Origin of the sequence: Xanthomonas cassavae CFBP 4642, from assembly GCF_000454545.1 — a bacterium.
In the GTDB taxonomy this organism is placed as follows: Bacteria; Pseudomonadota; Gammaproteobacteria; order Xanthomonadales; family Xanthomonadaceae; genus Xanthomonas; species Xanthomonas cassavae.
The window spans coordinates 177,071-194,803 of sequence record NZ_CM002139.1 but is presented as its reverse complement, the minus strand read 5'-3'; the positions used below and the strand labels follow the sequence as shown (position 1 = coordinate 194,803).

Here is a 17,733-nt window from a genome sequence, read left to right as displayed (position 1 = left end):
GCCTGCCTGGCGTGTTGCCGGTTGGGCGTGCTGCGTGTCGGGCGTGCGAAGCAGCACAGAAAAACCCCGCCGGAGCGGGGTTTTCGTCAAACAACGTGTGCGGCGGCGATCAGAACTTGTAATTGATCGACGCGGCCAGCACGTCACCCTTCACGTTGTAGCTGCCGGCCAGGCGGTCGCCGGTGGCGCTGCGGGTGTCGCTGGTCGGGTCGCTGGTGAACAGGTGGGTGTAACCGAAGTTGTATTCGGCCTGCTGCGACGGACGCCAGCTCAGACCCAGCGACACCCACTTGCGGCTCGCATCGGGCACGCGCACGTCGCGGTGCTCGGAGGTGGTCGGGGTCTGGTCGTAGGCCAGGCCACCACGCAGGGTCAGCGTGTCGCTCATGCGGTAGTCGGCACCGATCGAGGCGAAGGTGGTGTCGCGGTAGGAGAAGTCCAGCACGCTGTCGGGCTGGTTGGAGGCAAAGTCCACCGTCACCTGGTCGAACTTGCTCCAGGCGGTGCGGGTGACGTCGGCCATGATCGACCACTGCTCGTTCACGTTGTGGGTGAAGCTGGCGGTGGCGCTGGCCGGCAGCTTGACGGTGGCGCGGCCCTTGGTGTCGACAAAGGTGCCCGGCGCGGCCACGCCCAACACGGCGGCAGCACTGCCCGGCACGGTGAAGTCGGCATCGCCATCGGTGATCTTGTGCTCCACTTCCGAGCGGTAGCTGAAGCCGATGTGGGTGTTCTCGTCGATGCTGAACAAGCCACCCAGGGTGAAGCCCACTTCGGTGCTGTCGCCCTTGATGCGCGAATAGCCATCGGCGCTGCCCGGCGCGAAGCCCGGCACGCGGCGCGCGGCCAGCACGCTGCCGAAGTCGACCGCGTTGGCCAGGTCGATATCCAGGCGCTCGGCGAACACCGAAGCGCCGAACGACACGTACGGGTTCACGTCGTAGGAGAACGCGACGTTGAAGTCGATCGCCTGCAGCTCGGTCTTGGTGCCGTGGTAGCGGCCAACCCAGTCGCGGTCGTATTCGGTCTTGAAGCCGAACGGCACGGTCAGCGACGTGCCCAGGTGCATGTTGTCGTTCTCGCCGAACGGCACGTGGAAGTACATCGCCGGGACCGGCGCGATCATGCCGGCATCGCCGCCATTGCCGCCGGAGACCGGCGCGCCGTTGGCGTAGTTGGCGACTTCGGGATCGAACTTGGCCGAGAAGCTGATGGCGCTGACGTCGGCCTGAAACAGGCGACCGTCCAGCTGGCGCATGCCGGCCGGGTTGTTGGCGATGATCGAGGCGTCATCCGGGGCGCTGCCCGAACCTGCGAACGCACGGCCGAGGCCCTTGGCGCTGTTTTCCTTCAGCTGGAATGCGGCGCCGTGCGCCTGGCCAACGGCCAGCACACCGGCGATACCAACGGCCAGCAGGGTGGCGCGGCTGAGAGTGGAAGCGGTAGACATAAGTTGTAGCTCTCCGGATAAAGAGTGCAATGGTCGGTTCAGCGCCCGCGCCCAGCACCAATCCAGTGCCTGGAGCGCGCCGGAGACCCCCCCCGACATACGACGCCGTACGCAGTATACCCACCCCGATTAACCGAACAATAACGACCTCGGTCCTGAACGCGCGGCTGGGTTGGGGCTGGGTTCAGGCCCGTGGACCGGCTATTGTGCCTGTCCGATGTTCGTCTCCCTCCCCTCCCGCAAGAAACCCGCCCGGCGCTGGGCGGTGCCGTTGCTGTTCGCCACGGTGTGGCTGGCCTACCTGTGGTCGATCAGCCGGCCGGGCGAGGCGCGCAATACGCTGTGGCTGGACTGGGGCGCGCTGTCCAGCGGCGTGTCCAATCTGGGCGACTGGTGGGCGACCCTGCGCGACGGCAGCGTGCTGCGGCTGTTCACCGCGCTGTTCCTGCACGCCGATTGGTCGCACCTGCTCGGCAACCTGGTGTTCCTGCTGATCTTCGGGTTGCCGGCCGAACGCATCCTGGGGCCCTGGCGACTGTTGCTGCTGTTTCTGGTGGGCGGCGCGGCATCCAACCTGGCGGCGATCTTCGCCATCGGCACGCCGGACCGGGTGATCATCGGTGCCTCGGGCGCGGTGTCCGCCTTGATCGGCACCTACCTGGCACTGTTTCCCGGTGCCAAGCTCGGAGTGGTGCTGCCGCTGGGGGTGTTTCTGGAATTCATCCGGGTGCCGGCGCCGCTGCTGATCGGCGCGTGGGCACTGCTGCAGGTGGTGTTCGCCTATATCGGCCCGGCCTTCGGCATGGTGGCGTGGTCGGCGCATATCGCCGGCTTCGTGTTCGGCATCGTCTATGGGCTGTATGTGCGCGCGGCGATCGCCCGGCGTCTGCGCAAGCGGCACGGGTTCTAGCGCGGCGCGCGCTGCGTCCATTGCACTGGCGCGCCTATAATCGGCGCATGGCCAAGCCTTTGTACAAAGTCACCTTCCTCAATCACGGCAAGGTGTATGAGCTCTACGCACGCGAAGTGACCGGCAGCCATCTGTGGGGCTTCAACCAGATCGGCGAGCTGGTGTTCGATGTGCACGATGGACTGGTGGTAGACCCCACCGAAGAACGCTTGCGCGAGGAGTTCGGCAATACCCGAACCCTGCACCTGCCGATGCAGAGCATCGTGCGCATCGAAGAGGTGGAAAAGAAGGGCCAGTCGGTGATCCGCGATGCGGCCACCGGCGACAAGGTGGTTACCCCCTTCCCGTTGCCGGGCAAGCCACGCTGATGCGCATCGTGGTGCCCGACGATTACCAGGGCGCCGTGCGTCAGCTGCACTGCCTGCAGCGCCTGCAGGGACATGACGTACAGGTCCTCGGCGCGCTGGCCACCGATCCCAACGCATGGGCCGAGCGTCTGGTCGAAGCCGATGCGCTGGTGCTGATCCGCGAGCGCACGCGCGTGGATGCCACGCTGCTGCGGCGGCTGCCACGGCTCAGGTTGATCAGCCAGACCGGGCGCGTCGGCGCGCATGTGGACGTGGCCGCCTGCACGCAATTCGGCGTGGCGGTGGCCGAAGGCGTCGGCTCGCCGGTGGCGCCGGCCGAACTGACCTGGGCCTTGATCCTGTCGGCCAGCCGGCGCCTGGGCGAGTACCAGCGCGCGCTGCACCAGGGCCGCTGGCAGGCGCTGGGCGATCCCGGCCTGGGCCGCGTACTGCATGGGCGCACGTTGGGCATCTGGAGTTACGGGCGCATCGGCCAGCGCATGGCGCAATTCGGGCGCGCATTCGGCATGCAGGTGCTGGTGTGGGGCGGCGAAGAATCGTGCGCGCAGGCGGCGCGCGATGGGTTCGCCATCGCCGACAGCCGCGAGGCTTTGTTCGAACGCAGCGATGTGCTGTCGCTGCATCGCCGGCTGACCGCGCAGACCCGCCACCAGGTCACCGCGCAGGATCTGGCGCGCATGCGCCCCGATGCCTTGCTGGTCAACACCAGCCGCGCCGAACTGATCGCTCCCGGCGCCATGCTGGCCGCGCTGGATGCGGGCCGGCCGGCACAGGCGGCGGTGGATGTATTCGAACGCGAGCCGGTGCTGGATCCGCGTGACCCGCTGCTGCAGCATCCGCGCGTGCTGGCGACGCAGCATCTGGGCTACGTGGAGAGCGACAGCTATGCGCTGTACTTCGAAGCGGCGTTCGACAATGTGCTGGCATTTGCCGCCGGTGCGCCGCGCAACCTGGTCAATCCCGAGGCGTTGGCGATTACGCGATAGCGCGTGGTTGACGCGGCGATCGTGCGATTGGGGAGGCTTGTCGCGACCGGGGTCGCTCCTACGAACGCCTCGGGGTCCAAACCCGCCGGCGCTGTGGCCGGATTACTTGGCCGGTTCGGCCGGCGCAGGCGCGGCCGGTTCCACCGGCGGCGCGGGCTTGGGCTTGTCGGCTGCTGCCGGGCGCGCGGGCGCCGGCCTGGGCTCGGCTGCGGTCTTGGCGGCCTTGGCCTTCTGCGCTGCCTGTGCCTTGGCCTTGAGCGCGGCCTGCGCCTTGGCCGCCGAGCCGGGCTGCTTGAGCTCGGCCAGCGCGGAGGCGATCGGGCCATCGCCCGGCAGCACGTCGCCGGCTGCATAGCCCTCCTCGCCTTCGGCATCGCCACGCAGATGGCCCGGCAGCGTGGCTTCGCTGAAGTCGGCCAGGCTGGCCGGCACGTCGGCATCGCCGGGCTGCGGTTCGGGGGTGAGCAGCACTTCCGGCACGATGCCGCTGGCCTGGATCGACTTGCCACTGGGCGTGTAATAGCGCGCGGTGGTGAGCTTGACCGAGTCGCCGTTGTCCAGCGGCAGCACGGTCTGCACCGAGCCCTTGCCGAAGGTGCGGCTGCCGATGATGCGCGCGCGCTGGTTGTCGCGCAGCGCGCCGGCCAGCACTTCCGAGGCACTGGCTGAGCCGGCGTCCACCAGCACCACCACCGGCGCGCCGCCGAGCAGATCGCCCGGGGTGGCGTCGAACTTGGCATCGCTGATGGAGATGCGCCCGCGCGTACTGACGATGTTGCCCTTGTCGAGCAGGTCGTCGGCCACCTGCACCGCCGAGGTCAGCAGGCCGCCCGGATTGCTGCGCAGATCCAGCACCAGACCGCGCAGCTTGCCGCCGGCCTGCAGCTGCTTGAGGTTCTTCTGGAAATCCGCGCCGGTGTCGGCCTGGAAGGTGCTGATGCGGATGTAGCCATAGCCCGGTTCCAGCAGCTTGCTGCGCACGCTGGCCACGCGGATGGTCTGGCGTTGCAGGGTCACATCGAACGGCTTGGGCGCCTTGTCGCGCACGATGGTCAAGGTGACTTTGCTGCCGGATTCGCCGCGCAGCGGTTCCATCGCCTTGCTGGCGTCGATCGGCTTGCCGTCGATGGCCACGATGACGTCGCCGGCGCGGATGCCGGCACGTGCGGCCGGGGTGTCGTCGATCGGCGCGATCACCCTGAGCGTGTTGTCCTGCTGCTGCAGCAATTCCACGCCGATGCCGTCGTAGGCGCCGCTGGCCTGCTCGTCGAAGGCTTCGGCGTCTTCCTTGTCGAAATAGGTGCTGTGCGGGTCCAAGTCCGAGAGCAGGCCGCGCACGGCGGCATGCATCAGCTTCTTGTCCTCGACCGGGTCGACGTAGGCCTGCTTGACCGCGTTGTACACCGCCACGAAGCGGCGGATCTCGTCCAGCGGCACCTTGGAGACGGCGGCTTCGTTGGCTTCCGGATCGTCCGCGGTGGCCTGGGCGGCGGCGGGGCCGGCCTTTTGTGCCCAACCGGGCGACGCGAACAGGGCCAGCGACAGGGCAACGGACAGGACGGCTACGCGCATGAAGCACTCCGACGAAGAGATAAGGCGCCCCGCAGCGCGGGGCTCAGGGATTATGCGCGAAGCAGCGGTAAATCCGCGTTGAATCGCGGGCGCTGCGCTCAGCGGCGTTGCAGCCAGCTGGATGGATCCACCGGTTGCCCATTGCGACGCAATTCGAAGTACAGCGCCGGCACGCCCTGCCCGCCCGAGCTGCCGACCTTGGCCACCGCCTCGCCGCGCTTGATCGCCGCGCCGGCATCGCGTAGCAAGGTGTCGTTGTGCGCATACAGGCTCATGTAGCCGTTGCCGTGGTCCACGATCAGAATCATGCCGTAGCCGGTCATCCAGTCGGAAAACACCACCGTGCCATCGGCCACTGCGGTGACGGTGGTGCCCTTGGGCGCACCGATCAACACGCCCTTGCTGGTGTGGCCATCGGGCAAGGTGGCGTTGAAGCGGGCCAGCAGATTGCCCGACACCGGCCAGCCGAGCCCTCCCACCTTGGGCGCTGGCGCGCTGGCCACGACCTTGGGCGGCGTCTTGCCGGCACGCTCGGGGCGCTCGGACTTGCCGCGTTTGGCCTGCGCGGCGGCTTCGGCGGCGGCGCGTTTGGCCGCGGCGCGTCGTTCGGCTTCGGCCTTGGCGGCAGCGGCACGCAGATTGGCGAGCAGCTGCTCCAGCGCCTTGGCGTCCTGGCCCAGGGCCTTTTCGCGTTCGGCGCGCTGTTTGTAGCGGTCATCCAATTGCGCGACGGTGGCGGCCTGTTGCGAGCGATCCTTCTGCAGGGCCGCTGCCTGCGCCTTCTGCTGTGCGCGTGCGGCATCCAGCGCCTGGCGCCGACTGGCGATGTCCTGTTCCACCTTGGCCAATACGTCCAGCTGGGTGGTCAGGGCCTGGATCTGCTGCGCGCGCGCGTTCTGCACATAGCGGTGGTCGGCCAGCATGCGCGTGGCATCGCCCACGGTGTCCTGCGACAGCAATACCTTCAGCGGCGCGTTGCGACCAACCTGGTCGGCGGCGCGCAGCAACGCGGCCAGCTGCGCGCGCTGGCCCTGCAGGCCACGCTGCAGGCGCGCGCGGTCTTGCTGCAGCGTGGACAGGTGCTGCTGCTGCGTCTGCATCGCCGCTTCGGTTTCGCTGAGCGCGCGCGCGGTTCTGGCAACCTTTTCGTCGGCTTGGCGCAGCTGTTGGGCGGCGGTGCCGCGCTTGCCTTCCAGGTCGCGTCGATCGGCGCTGATGGTCTTGAGTTCATCGCGCAGCTGCCGCAGTTTGCGCTCGGTCTCGCGCTGGCTTTGCGCCGCCACGCCGGTGCTGCCCAGCAGCGAGCACGCCAACGCGGCAGCGGCCAGCCACGCGCGGCCACGGCCGGTGGCGAAGGCAAATGGCGGGCGTGGCAGCAGTGCGGACGAGGAGGCCAACGAACGATCCAGTGACTTCAGGCAGGTGCGCGATTGTAGCCACCCATGGTGTGATCGCCGCCACGTCCCAGACTGCCGCCACTGCGCGAGGTTCAGCATGAAGCCCCACGTTCTTCTTCTGACATTGTCCCTGGCCTGCGCGAGCGCCTGGGCCGACGACGACATCAGCAAGGTCAATGGCCGCATCAGTGCCGAAGCCGGCAAGGCGTATGGCGGCCTGGAGACCGTCAACGGGTCCATCGAGGTCGGCGCCGGTGCGCAGACCAAGGACGTGGAAACCGTCAACGGCGGCATCCAGATCGGCAACGGCGCACGCACCGGCGGTGTGTCCACGGTCAACGGCGCGATCTCCCTGGGCCAGAAAGTGACCGTGTCCGGCGGGTTGGAAACCGTCAACGGCAGCGTGCTGGTGGAGCGCGGCAGCCAGGTCAGTGGCGGCGTGGAAACCGTCAACGGCAGTGTCGGCCTGGTAGAAACCGAGCTCGGCAAAGGCATCGAGACGGTCAATGGCGACATCACCGTCGGGGTGGGCTCGCACGTGCATGGCGGCATCACGGTGACCAAGCCGAGCTTCGGTTTTTCGTTCAAGCCGGCGCGCAAGCCGCGCGTGGTGATCGGCCCCAAGGCGGTGATCGACGGCCCGTTGCGTTTCGAACGCGAGGTGGACCTGTACGTGCACCGCAGCGCCAAGACCGGTGCGGTCAGCGGAGCCACCGCCCGCAGCTTCGACAGCGACGTGGCGCCCAAGGACTGACGCTCACCGCACGGACGCACTAAGATCGGAACTCCGTTGCACGAGGAGTTCCGATGCCCCGCAGGATCCTGTTGTGCCTGGCTGCGACCCTGGCCGTGGCCGGTTGCAAGCGCGAATCGGCCCAGGCGCCGGCCACCCCGGTGACGCAGACGCCAGCCGATGGCGCGCCCAACGCTCCGGGCAGCCGGCATGCGTTCTCGCCGGAGCTGACCAGCGGCGACTTCGCCGAGTTGGTCAAGACGCTGGCCTCGGATGCGTTCGAAGGTCGCGGCCCGGGCACGCCCGGCGAGGAAAAGACCGTCACCTACATCCGCGACCAGATGCAGCGTATCGGCTTGCAGCCGGGCAATGGCGATAGCTGGTTCCAGGACGTGCCGATGGTGGAAACCACCGCCGATGCCGCCACCGCGCCCAGCCTGCGCAGCGGCGAGCAGACCCGCATCCTCGCCTTCGGCACCGACATCGTGGTGGGCACGCGCACCGGCCAGCCGGAGGTCAAGCTGGACAACAGCGAGCTGGTGTTCGTCGGCTACGGCGTGGATGCGCCCGAGCAGCAGTGGAACGATTACGCTGGCCAGGACTGGAAGGGCAAGACGGTGGTGATGTTCGTCAACGACCCCGGCTTCCACAGCAATGACCCCAAGCTGTTCGACGGCAAGCGCATGACCTACTACGGGCGCTGGACCTACAAGTTCGAGGAGGCCGCGCGCAAGGGTGCGGCCGCGGCGTTGATCGTGCACGACACCCCTGGCGCCAGCTATGGGTGGGATGTGGTCAAGAATTCCTGGTCCGGCCCGCAATACGATCTGCCGGCCAAGGACGACCCGGATCCGCGCGTGCCGGTGCAGGGCTGGATCAGCGCCGACACCGCCAAGCAGCTGTTTGCCAATGCCGGGCTGGACCTGGCGCAGGCGTACAAGTATGCCGGCAAGCGCGGCTTCAAGCCGGTGCCGTTGAAGGCCAGCTGGTCGGTGGACCTGAAGAGCAGCATTGCCGAAAAGACCTCGCGCAACGTGGTCGGCGTGCTGCCGGGCACCAGTCATGCCGACGAGGCGGTGCTGTACATGGCGCACTGGGATCACCTGGGCAAGCACCCGGGCGAGCGCGGCGACAACATCTACAACGGCGCCGTGGACAACGCCACCGGCGTGGCCGGCATCCTGGAAATCGCCGACGCGTTCGCGCATCAGGACCCCAAGCCGGAGCGGTCGGTGGTGTTCGTGGCGGTGACCCTGGAAGAATCCGGCCTGCTCGGCTCCAAGTACTACGTCGCCAACCCGAGCTTCCCGCTGGACAAGATCGCCGCGGTGATCAACATCGATGCGATGTCGGTGGCCGGCCGCGCGCGCGACATGACCGTGGTGGGCATGGGCAGTTCGGAGCTGGAAGACATCCTCAAGCCGATCGCCGCGATCCAGGGCCGCACCCTGCATGCCGAGGCCACCCCGGAAAGCGGCGCGTATTTCCGCTCGGATCACTTCAACTTCGCCAAGGCCGGCGTGCCGGCGCTGTATGCCGACGGCGGGGAAGACCTGCGCGAAGGCGGTACCGCGGCCGGGCGTGCGGCGGCCGAGGACTACGGCCGCCATCGCTACCATGCACCCGGCGACCAATACGATGCGGCCACCTGGAAACTGGACGGCACCATCGAAGACCTGCAGGCGATGTATGGCGTGGGCAAGGAAGTGGCGGTGGGTGGACGCTGGCCGAACTGGTACGCCGGCAATCCGTTCAGGGCCGCGCGCGACCGCATGATGGCCGGCAAACCAGCCGCGAATATGACCACGGCGCAGGCGCAGCCGGCCGACGGCGAGTCCGGCGCAACCAATGGCAAGGCTGTGGAAACGAAGAAGGCCTCATCCGCGCGCTGACGCTTGCGGCTGCGCCGCCACTGTGGCGGCGCAGCCCCGAAACGAGTTCGCGCGGCGGGCGATGAGATGTGGATGCGTCACGCAACGGGCCTCCGGTTGGAGGCCCTTTGCGTTGCTGGGGTGGTGTGACCACAGCCGCGCATGAATCAAGCGCATCGCGGCAGGTCGATCGCAGTACCTGAGCGTTAGCAATGATGCTTCACGCACTCGGCGTCCGGGCACGATCCCGTGGCGCTCAATCGCCGTCGACGCTGACCACATGGCCATCGTCCGGATCGACATGCAGCTCGACCCTCTGTCCGTTGCGCTTGGCATCGGCCTTCCATAATCCGTCCTTGAACTTGAGGTCGTGCACGTCGCTATAGCCGCCGGTGGACAGCGCTGCGCGCACATCGGCCTCGCTCAAGCGCGAGGTGGTCTGATCGCCGTACACGCGGCCGGTCACCGGATCGATGTGCACGTCCACATCCTTGCCGTCGCCACTGCGCGCATCGGCAGTCCACACGCCATGCTCGAACGCGACGTCGTGCACCTTGGTGTAGCCCTTGGCGGTCAGCATGCTGGTGACGTCGGTGGAGGTCAGCGCCTTTGCCGGCTTGGCTGCGTCCTGTGCGAATGCGCCGTGAGAGACCAGCGTCAACGCGCCGATCACTGCGGTGGTCATCATGCGATGTGCCATGAGAGGCTCCTGCTGTTGAAGTGGAGCCATGCTGGCCGCGCCAGTATCGTCAAAGGGTGAAGAAATCGCCGGGGCGGCAACCAGAGTTCAGCTAACTGAAGGCGCCGTGCACCCGGCGGCCGCTGTCCATCGGGGATTCGCCCTGTACGTCGCGGCACGTTGTCACACCAGTGGATGCACTGAGTATCACCAGATGCCAACAAGCCGCCTTTCGGCGGCTTGTTCAATGCACTCGGCGGGACGCTCTCAGCGGGTTTTTGCAGCGGCAAGTGCACGTGTCGCGCGCGTGGCCTGCGGTGACAGGATGGTCATCTGTGGCTTGTCGGTGCCGTCTTTGTTCGGATGCACGTTGTAGGCATACGACAGGTTCCACCATGAACCCGCCGCCCAACATGTCCAGCCCATCCACACATCGGCATTGCTTTCCATATAGCTCAGCATGCCTTGCAGCGCGGTATTGCAGACCGCGTTGTGCGCCGTGCCGAACTCACCGAGAAAGCCACGCTTGCGATTGATGCGCAGCCATTCGGTGAAGTTGCGCAGGCGCTCCGCGCCGATGGTGGCGCTGACGCAAACGCTGCTGGTACCGCTGGAATCGGCATCCAGATACTGATGCACCTCGAACGCGTAGCGGTTGAGCGGGTCGTTGATCGATGCCAGCGCGGTGGCGTTGGACTGACCATCGCTGGTGGGCGAATACCAGCTGTGCGCACCGGTCCACAGCGCGCCGGGCACCAGGATCAGATTGTTGGCACCGGTCCTGCGGATTGCATCGATGGCGGCCTGCGCAGTTGCGGCCCATTCGCTGGAGGAGATGTTGTTGGGCTCATTCATTAGCCCGAAAATCACCGCATTGTCGCTATTGAATGCCAATGCAAGGCGACGCCAGAGATCGGTAAACGTGGCGACCGGGACTTCCGGTCCGCCGATCCTGTAGCCGTAGTACTTGGCATAGTTATGGATATCGATCACCAGATACATACCGGAGGCCTTGGCACGCGCCACCGCCTGTTGCAGCAATGCCAGCTGCGCAGGATCCAGCTCGCCACGCGCACTGGGCTGCAGGCGCTCCCAGAGGATGGGCAGGCGGATGGTGTTCATGCCAACGCCGGCGAAATAGATGTAATCGCTCGCCGAGGCGTACATGTAATCCTTGTTGAGCACGCCGGGTTTTTTCGAGGATGCGAATTCGGCACCGGAGAGATTGACGCCGGCATAGGTGAGCGCGCGCGTCTGTGCGTGGGCGGGCGACTGCCCGGCCAGCGACAGCACGCACAAGACGCATGCGGCGAGATGGCGCAGTAAAAAAGAAAGACGTGACATGACGCAACTCCTGGACAGGGAAGATGCATCGCCGCCCCGTTGGCGTGCGATCGGCGCAAGCTGCGCTGCATCTGCCCGTTGCAATGCATCACGTGTGCCAAAGGGCACTACGGTGATGAACTGCCTCAGAAGTACAATCCACCGCACACTTACGGCGGTTGAGCACGTTCATCTGGGCCTATCACGTCTTTCTCAAAAGCTGCGTGATTCCAGCGACATGCCGAATGCGCCGACCTGCTGGCGTCGCCGGTCACTGTGCCGATTAAGTGGCGCCATTCCGGTGGCGTATCGGTCGCGCACTCCTAAAAAAAAGCGATGCCGTCGCACGACGGCATCGCGGGGACATCTGGAGTTGTGTGGATCAGCGCGTGATACGGCGCGCGTGCGCACTCAGAATGGACAGCTGCGGTTTGTCGCGTCCGTTTGCATCGGGCTGTAGCGTGAATGGGTAGTCCGCGCGCGACCACGCACCGGCCGCCCACACGCTGGAGCCCACCCAGACATCGCGATTGGCTTCCAGGTAGCGCAGCATGTTGTCCAGTGCACGCATGCACGTGGGGTTGCTGGAGGCGCCGAATTCACCGAGAAACCCACGCTTGCGCTGGCTACGCAGCCAGCCGGTGAAACTGCGCAGACGTTCCGAGCCGATGGTGGCACTGACGCATCCGGCGCTGGTGCCGCTGGAATCGGTATCCAGGTACTGGTGCACTTCGATGGCGTAGCGGTTGAGCGGATCTCGAAGAGTGGCTAGCGCAACGGCATTGGATTGACCGGCAATGGTGGAGTACCAACTATGTGCGCCGGACCAGAGCGCGCCGGGCACGAGGATGAGGTTGTTGGCACCGGTGGCGCGAATGCTGTCGATCGACGCCTGCGCGGCGGCGGCCCAGTTTTGCGGAGCGATGTCGTAGGGCTCGTTCATCAGCCCGAACATCACCGCGTTATCGCTCTTGAAGGCTGCGGCCAGGCGCCGCCAGAGATCGGTGAAGGTCTTGATCGGCACGCGCGAGGTCCCGATCTTGTGGCCGTAATACTTCGCGTAGTTATGGATATCCAGGATCAACACCATCCTGGCAGCCTTGGCATTGGCCACTGCCTGCCGAATCAATGCCAGCTGCGCGGTATCGAGTTCGCCCTGGGCCTTGGGTTGCAGGCGTTCCCATGCGATGGGCAAACGCACCACGTTCATGCCGGTATCGGCGAAGTGCTGGTACTCGCTGGCGGCGGGATAGCGATAGTCGACATTGATGATGCCAGGGAGTTTGGCCGAGGCGATTTCTGCGCCGGAAAGATTGATGCCTGCATAGCGCAGTGCACCGCTTTGGGCCTGCGCCTGCGGAAGCGCGGCCACGAACAACAGCAACAGCGCACAGCACGGCAGCTGGCGCGGCCAGGTGGGGGAGGGGAACATGGGAGACTCCTGAAGCATCTGCGGGGAAGCTGCGTTGCAGCTGCCTTTCGCTCGGCAACACAACGCATCGCCATCAGCGTACGCGCATATGTCAGGCACAACTACGCATGCGAGGTGTCACTGGATCAAGTTGTGCCCGTCTTCGCAGTCCGGATTGGCCGTGGTCGATGCAATACGTGTATCGCAAACGACGGACATGTGGATATTGTCTGCTGCAACTGTCGCGTCGCGCATTGCATGCAATGCACTGCAGGTGATCGCTGGCTTTGGTAAGTGCCAGCCGGTGGGCCTGCACGTCAGCACGCGAGCGCACCAGCAAGGAGGGCGAAGGGACGCTGCAATGCACTGCGCGCACGACATCTCTGAAAGAATGGCGGTGCGGCCTGATGCCTGCAGGCGGCGTGGGTGCGGATCCTGCCACGCATGCCTACGCCTGCCCATGAATGCAGTGCAGCTGATCCGGTACACCGATGGTAAGTGTGGGACCGACAACATTGCGGTCATCGGCAGAGGTGGAATGCAATTGTTGCGATACCCGAGCGAGAACGGGTTCGCCTGTCCCGGTGTAGTGCCGATGAAAATAACAGCGGCGCGCTAACGATGTGCCTGAGCGCCGAAGCGTTGAAAGGTTACCCAGCGTGTGTTGCCGCGCGACGACAGCTGCATCGGTGATCTGGTGTGCCAAGGCCGCGCCATGAAACGCCTGCATAGCAGGGTTGCCGGCAAATACCACGGTGCGGGCAATCGCCACAGTATTGCCCGCATCGTGCCTGCAACTTCATGGATGTCAGTTCTTGCCGGCGCGCCGCGCGTACTTGCTCAGGATGCGCATCTGCGGCTTGTCGCTGCCATCCTTGCCCGGCTGCACGGTGAAGGGGTAGTCGGGCTTCCACCATGCGCCGGCAGCCCACCAGGTCCAGCCCAGCCACACGTCGCTGTTCTTTTCCATGTAGCTCAGCATGCCTTCCAGCGCCTTGTTGCAGACCGGATTGTCGGCAGTGGCGAATTCGCCCAAGAAGCCCTTCTGCTTGTTCTCGCGCAGCCAGGCGGTGAAGCCACGCAGTTTCTCCTCGCCCACGCTGTCGCTGGTGCATACCGGCTTGGTGCCGCTGTAGTCGCTGTCCAGATACTGGTGCGCTTCGAATGCCAGATGGTTGCCGGGATCCTTGAGTACCTGCAGCGCCTTGGCGTTGGAGACCCCGTAGCTGCTGCTGCGCCAGCTGTGCGCGCCGGTATAGGCGGTGCCGGGCACCAGGATCAGGTTGTTCGCGCCGGTCTTGCGGATGGCGTTGATCGCCGCCTGTGCGGCGTTGGCCCACTCCGGCGCGGAGATGCCATTGGGCTCGTTCATCAGCCCGAAGACCACCGCCTTTTCGTCCTTGAACTCCAGCGCCAGCCGGCGCCACAGGTCCGCCAGGGCAGTGGCCGGCGCCTCGTCGGTGCCGATGCGCTTGCCGTTGTACTTGGCGTAGTTGTGCAGATCCAGGATCAGGAACTGCTTGTTGGCCTTGGCAGCTGCCAGCGACTTTTTGATCAGGCCGAGCTGGGTCGCATCCAGATCGCCGTTGAGCTCGGGCTGCAGACGCTCCCACAGGAACGGCAGCCGCATCGTATTCATGCCCTTGCCGGCGAAATAGCTGAAGTCCGAGGCGGCAGGGTAGGTGTAGTCCTTGAACAACACGCCAGGTCTCTTGCGCGCGTTGAATTCTGCGCCGGACAGATTGACGCCGACGTATTTCAAACCGGCAGAGGCCTTGTGCGGGTCGCCCGGCTCCTTGGCGTAGGCCAGCGGTACCGCTGCAAGCAGGGAAAGCGCCAGCGCCGCAGTACGCAGGCGGGCAAGCTGTGGGGGAGTGCGGAACATGGAAGCCTCCTTCGGCATCGACGTGGTGGCCGCGGGGGAGGGTACGGCCGGAGGGGATGGTGCAGGGCGACAGGTGACCCGACGAGACTAGAAGTTCTCGCGTTAGCGCGCCATTCACGCGTGCAACACCGCGTTGATCGCGCAAAAACACCTGCATGGCGCATGCTGTGCCAACGGTAGCGTTCGCAAGAGGACAGGGGAGACGCGCTGTCGCACGAGCGCGACGCGTCGCTGTCTTGAGCTACCAGGCCTGTTTTCCCGTCGTTCGCACCTCATGCGCACGGCCCAATGCCCCCGGAGTCTCCCATGAGCCAAGCCCACGCCTTTGCCGCCCAGGCCGCCGACCAGCCGCTTGTCCCGTTCGTGCTCGAACGGCGCCCGCCCGGCCCCAACGACGTGCAGATCAACATCGCCTACTGCGGTGTCTGCCACTCGGACCTGCACACCGCGCGCAACGAATGGCACAACACCCGGTATCCGTCCGTCCCAGGCCACGAGATCGTCGGCCGCGTGACCGCCGTCGGCACTGCGGTGACCGGCTTCAAGGTCGGCAACCTGGCCGGTGTCGGCTGCATGGTCGACAGCTGCCGCAGCTGCGCCTCCTGCCAGGAAGGCGAGGAGCAGTACTGCGAAGCCGGCTTCACTGGCACCTATAACGGCCCGATGTTCGGTGGCGGCGCGAATACCTATGGCGGCTACTCCGACCATATCGTGGTCGATCAGAAATACGTGCTGCGTATTTCGCACACCGACAACCTGGCCGCGGTGGCGCCGCTGCTGTGCGCCGGCATCACCACCTATTCGCCGCTGGCGCACTGGAAGGTGGGCCCGGGTCAGAAGGTGGGGGTGGTCGGTCTCGGCGGCCTGGGCCATATGGCGGTGAAGATCGCCAAGGCGATGGGCGCCACCGTGGTGCTGTTCACCACCTCCGAAAGCAAGCGCGCCGATGCGCTGCGCCTGGGCGCCAGCGAAGTGGTGATCTCCAAGGACGAAGCGCAGATGGCCGCGCAGTACAACACCCTGGATTTCATCCTCAACACGGTGGCCGCACCGCACAACCTGGACCCGTTCCTCAACGCGCTCAAGCGTGATGGCGCCATGGTGCTGGTCGGCGTACCCGAGCAGTCGCATCCGTCGCCGGCCGTGTTCAACCTGGTGATGAAGCGTCGCACCCTGGCCGGCTCGCTGATCGGCGGTATCCGCCAGACCCAGGAAATGCTGGATTTCTGCGCCAAGCACAATATCGTGTCGGACATCGAAACCATCCGCGCCGACCAGATCAACGAGGCCTACGAGCGCATGCTCAAGAGCGACGTGAAGTACCGCTTCGTGATCGATATGGCGACGTTGTTGGATAAGGCGGCCTGATGCGTTATTGCTGAGCAGTCCAGCAAGAGTCCTGCCAGATCCCGGGCAACGGAACCTCACGATTTGAGGTGCGCGGCTCGCTGAACGACCATTGACGAAGCGGCTTCATACCGAACTGTCTGTTGCAGGTATCCAGCCGCGCGTTGGGATGGCGCAGCCGCAGCGATAGTTTGTGCCGGCACGATGGTACTTGCTTTCCAGTCATCGAGTTGCGCGCCTCACGCCGCAGCCGGTTCCTGGACCTGCGCGTTCACCCCGAGCAGCTGCACGATGCTGCCGGCCGCGTCGCGGCCTTCGGCCACTGCGGTGACCACCAGGTCGGCGCCGCGTACGCAGTCGCCGCCGGCGAACAGGCGCGGGTTGCTGGTCTGGTAGGGCAGGCGGCCATTGCCGTCGGCCGGGGCGACGATGCGGCCGTTGCTGCCGGCTTCCACGCCCTGCGAGGACAACCAGTCGGGCAGGGTGGGCGAGAAGCCGAAGGCGATGATCACCACGTCCGCCTCCAGCAGCGATTCGCTGCCTTCCACCGGCACCGCGTTGCGGCGGCCGCTGGCATCGGGCTCGCCTAATTTGGTTTCCACCACGGTCACGCCGATGGCTTCGTCGTCGGCGCCGGATTCGATCGACAGCGGCTGGCGGTTGAACAAAAAGCGCACGCCTTCTTCGCGGGCGTTGGCGACTTCGCGTGCGGAGCCGGGCATGCTCGCTTCGTCGCGGCGATAGGCGCAGGTGACCTTGGCCGCGCCCAGGCGAATGGCGCTGCGCACGCAGTCCATGCCGGTGTCGCCACCGCCCAGCACCACCACGCGCTTGCCGTTGAGATCGGGCAGGGCGAGCTGGTCTTCCCAGCCGGCGATCGGCCGGCCGTGCGGGTCGTTGCCGCTGACGATGCGGCTGTTCTGCACCAGGAACGGCAGGGCCGGCAGCACGTTCTTGAGGTCCTGCCCGGGCAGGCCGCCGTCGGTGTAGCGATAGGCGCCGGTGCCCAGGAACACCGCGTCGTATTCGCCCAGCAACTGCTCGATGCTGATGTCGCGACCGATCTCCACGCCCAGGCGGAACTGCACGCCCATGCCTTCGAGGATGTCGCGGCGCTTGCCGATCACCGACTTGTCCAGCTTGAAGCTGGGGATGCCGAACTGCAGCAGCCCGCCGATCTGCTCGTAACGGTCGTAGACCACCGCTTCGATGCCGGCACGTGCCAGGCGATCGGCACATGCCAGACCTGCAGGGCCTGCGCCGATCACCGCCACGCGGTGGCCGCTCGGCTGCACGTTGCCCAGGTCCGGGCGCCAGCCCATCTTGAAGGCGGTATCGACAATGTATTTCTCCACCGCACCGATGGTGACCGCGCCGAATTCCTCCAGCGTGCAGCTGCCTTCGCACAGGCGGTCCTGCGGACACACCCGCCCGCACACTTCCGGCAGCGGGTTGGTGGAGTGGCACAGCGCAGCGGCTTCTTCGAGGCGGTTTTCCTGCACCAGCTGCAGCCACTGCGGGATGGCGTTGTGCACCGGGCATTTCCAGCTGCAATACGGGTTGCCGCAGTCCAGGCAACGGCCGGACTGGTACTGCGCATCGGCCTTGTCGAACTTGCCGTACAGCTCGCCCCAGTCGCCGGACGTACGCAGTTCCACCGGAATGCGCGTGGGCATGGTCCGGGGCAGGTCGAGGAATTGGAAGGCTTGCTTGCGGCTCATAGGGCTGGGATTCGGGAGTTGGGATTGGGGATTCGCAACAGCGGGCGACGGGGGGCGGACGCGGTGCGAATCTCGAACAA

General features: G+C 65.9%; 14 protein-coding genes. 6 read left to right on the top strand and 8 right to left on the bottom strand.

All coding sequences use genetic code 11. The annotated features are described in order from the left end of the window. Nucleotides 1-109: 109 nt before the first annotated feature. Nucleotides 110-1,450 carry an outer membrane protein transport protein gene (locus tag XCSCFBP4642_RS0100845; RefSeq protein ID WP_029218127.1) on the bottom strand — a complete coding sequence of 447 codons (1,341 nt, stop codon included), beginning with the start codon at nucleotides 1,448-1,450 and terminating at the stop codon, nucleotides 110-112. Nucleotides 1,451-1,667: 217 nt separating this feature from the next. On the opposite strand from XCSCFBP4642_RS0100845, the gene XCSCFBP4642_RS0100840 reads away from it, so the two are divergent. From XCSCFBP4642_RS0100840 to XCSCFBP4642_RS0100830, 3 genes are read left to right on the top strand one after another with little or no spacing between them, the layout of a single operon-like run. Further along, nucleotides 1,668-2,360 carry a rhomboid family intramembrane serine protease gene (locus XCSCFBP4642_RS0100840; RefSeq protein ID WP_029218126.1) on the top strand — a complete coding sequence of 231 codons (693 nt, stop codon included), beginning with the start codon at nucleotides 1,668-1,670 and terminating at the stop codon, nucleotides 2,358-2,360. Nucleotides 2,361-2,407: 47 nt separating this feature from the next. After that, nucleotides 2,408-2,728, top strand: a complete 321-nt coding sequence (locus XCSCFBP4642_RS0100835) for a DUF1820 family protein (RefSeq protein ID WP_029218125.1) — start codon at nucleotides 2,408-2,410, stop codon at nucleotides 2,726-2,728. Next, nucleotides 2,728-3,714 carry a D-2-hydroxyacid dehydrogenase family protein gene (locus XCSCFBP4642_RS0100830; protein ID WP_029218124.1) on the top strand — a complete coding sequence of 329 codons (987 nt, stop codon included), beginning with the start codon at nucleotides 2,728-2,730 and terminating at the stop codon, nucleotides 3,712-3,714. The genes XCSCFBP4642_RS0100835 and XCSCFBP4642_RS0100830 overlap by 1 nt, the downstream gene beginning before the upstream one ends. A 102-nt stretch (nucleotides 3,715-3,816) precedes the next feature. On the opposite strand, the gene XCSCFBP4642_RS0100825 is transcribed toward XCSCFBP4642_RS0100830, so the two are convergent. Further along, complete coding sequence (locus XCSCFBP4642_RS0100825; protein WP_029218123.1) at nucleotides 3,817-5,286, bottom strand: S41 family peptidase; 1,470 nt, start codon at nucleotides 5,284-5,286, stop codon at nucleotides 3,817-3,819. 98 nt (nucleotides 5,287-5,384) lie between these two features. Beyond that, a complete protein-coding gene (locus XCSCFBP4642_RS0100820; RefSeq protein ID WP_425480163.1) occupies nucleotides 5,385-6,782 on the bottom strand; it encodes a murein hydrolase activator EnvC family protein in 1,398 nt (465 codons plus the stop codon). On the opposite strand from XCSCFBP4642_RS0100820, the gene XCSCFBP4642_RS0100815 reads away from it, so the two are divergent. Together XCSCFBP4642_RS0100815 and XCSCFBP4642_RS0100810 are read left to right on the top strand one after the other, a co-directional pair. Next, on the top strand, nucleotides 6,781-7,437 hold the full coding sequence (locus XCSCFBP4642_RS0100815; RefSeq protein WP_029218121.1) for a hypothetical protein: 657 nt from the start codon (nucleotides 6,781-6,783) through the stop codon (nucleotides 7,435-7,437). The two genes, XCSCFBP4642_RS0100820 and XCSCFBP4642_RS0100815, sit on opposite strands and share 2 nt — an antisense overlap. 53 nt (nucleotides 7,438-7,490) lie before the next feature. After that, the gene (locus tag XCSCFBP4642_RS0100810; protein WP_029218120.1) at nucleotides 7,491-9,308 is read left to right on the top strand and encodes a M28 family metallopeptidase; all 1,818 of its coding nucleotides are present in this window, start codon (nucleotides 7,491-7,493) and stop codon (nucleotides 9,306-9,308) included. Nucleotides 9,309-9,543: 235 nt separating this feature from the next. Here XCSCFBP4642_RS0100810 and XCSCFBP4642_RS0100805 read toward each other — a convergent pair whose 3' ends face one another. From XCSCFBP4642_RS0100805 to XCSCFBP4642_RS0100790, 4 genes are all read right to left on the bottom strand, one after another. Continuing rightward, nucleotides 9,544-9,987, bottom strand: a complete 444-nt coding sequence (locus tag XCSCFBP4642_RS0100805; protein ID WP_029218119.1) for a PepSY domain-containing protein — start codon at nucleotides 9,985-9,987, stop codon at nucleotides 9,544-9,546. A gap of 246 nt (nucleotides 9,988-10,233) precedes the next feature. Continuing rightward, the gene (locus XCSCFBP4642_RS0100800) at nucleotides 10,234-11,310 is read right to left on the bottom strand and encodes a glycoside hydrolase family 5 protein (RefSeq protein WP_029218118.1); all 1,077 of its coding nucleotides are present in this window, start codon (nucleotides 11,308-11,310) and stop codon (nucleotides 10,234-10,236) included. Nucleotides 11,311-11,671: 361 nt separating this feature from the next. Continuing rightward, nucleotides 11,672-12,721: a glycoside hydrolase family 5 protein gene (locus XCSCFBP4642_RS0100795; protein ID WP_033897855.1), complete on the bottom strand. Its 1,050-nt coding sequence runs from the start codon at nucleotides 12,719-12,721 to the stop codon at nucleotides 11,672-11,674. Nucleotides 12,722-13,508: 787 nt separating this feature from the next. Then, nucleotides 13,509-14,585 carry a glycoside hydrolase family 5 protein gene (locus tag XCSCFBP4642_RS0100790; RefSeq protein ID WP_033897853.1) on the bottom strand — a complete coding sequence of 359 codons (1,077 nt, stop codon included), beginning with the start codon at nucleotides 14,583-14,585 and terminating at the stop codon, nucleotides 13,509-13,511. A 306-nt stretch (nucleotides 14,586-14,891) separates the two neighbouring features. Here XCSCFBP4642_RS0100790 and XCSCFBP4642_RS0100785 point away from each other — a divergent pair, with 306 nt between their 5' ends. Next, nucleotides 14,892-15,953, top strand: a complete 1,062-nt coding sequence (locus tag XCSCFBP4642_RS0100785; RefSeq protein ID WP_029218115.1) for an NAD(P)-dependent alcohol dehydrogenase — start codon at nucleotides 14,892-14,894, stop codon at nucleotides 15,951-15,953. Nucleotides 15,954-16,171: 218 nt separating this feature from the next. On the opposite strand, the gene XCSCFBP4642_RS0100780 is transcribed toward XCSCFBP4642_RS0100785, so the two are convergent. Further along, nucleotides 16,172-17,653, bottom strand: a complete 1,482-nt coding sequence (locus XCSCFBP4642_RS0100780; RefSeq protein ID WP_029218114.1) for an FAD-dependent oxidoreductase — start codon at nucleotides 17,651-17,653, stop codon at nucleotides 16,172-16,174. Between the last annotated feature and the right edge of the window lie 80 nt (nucleotides 17,654-17,733).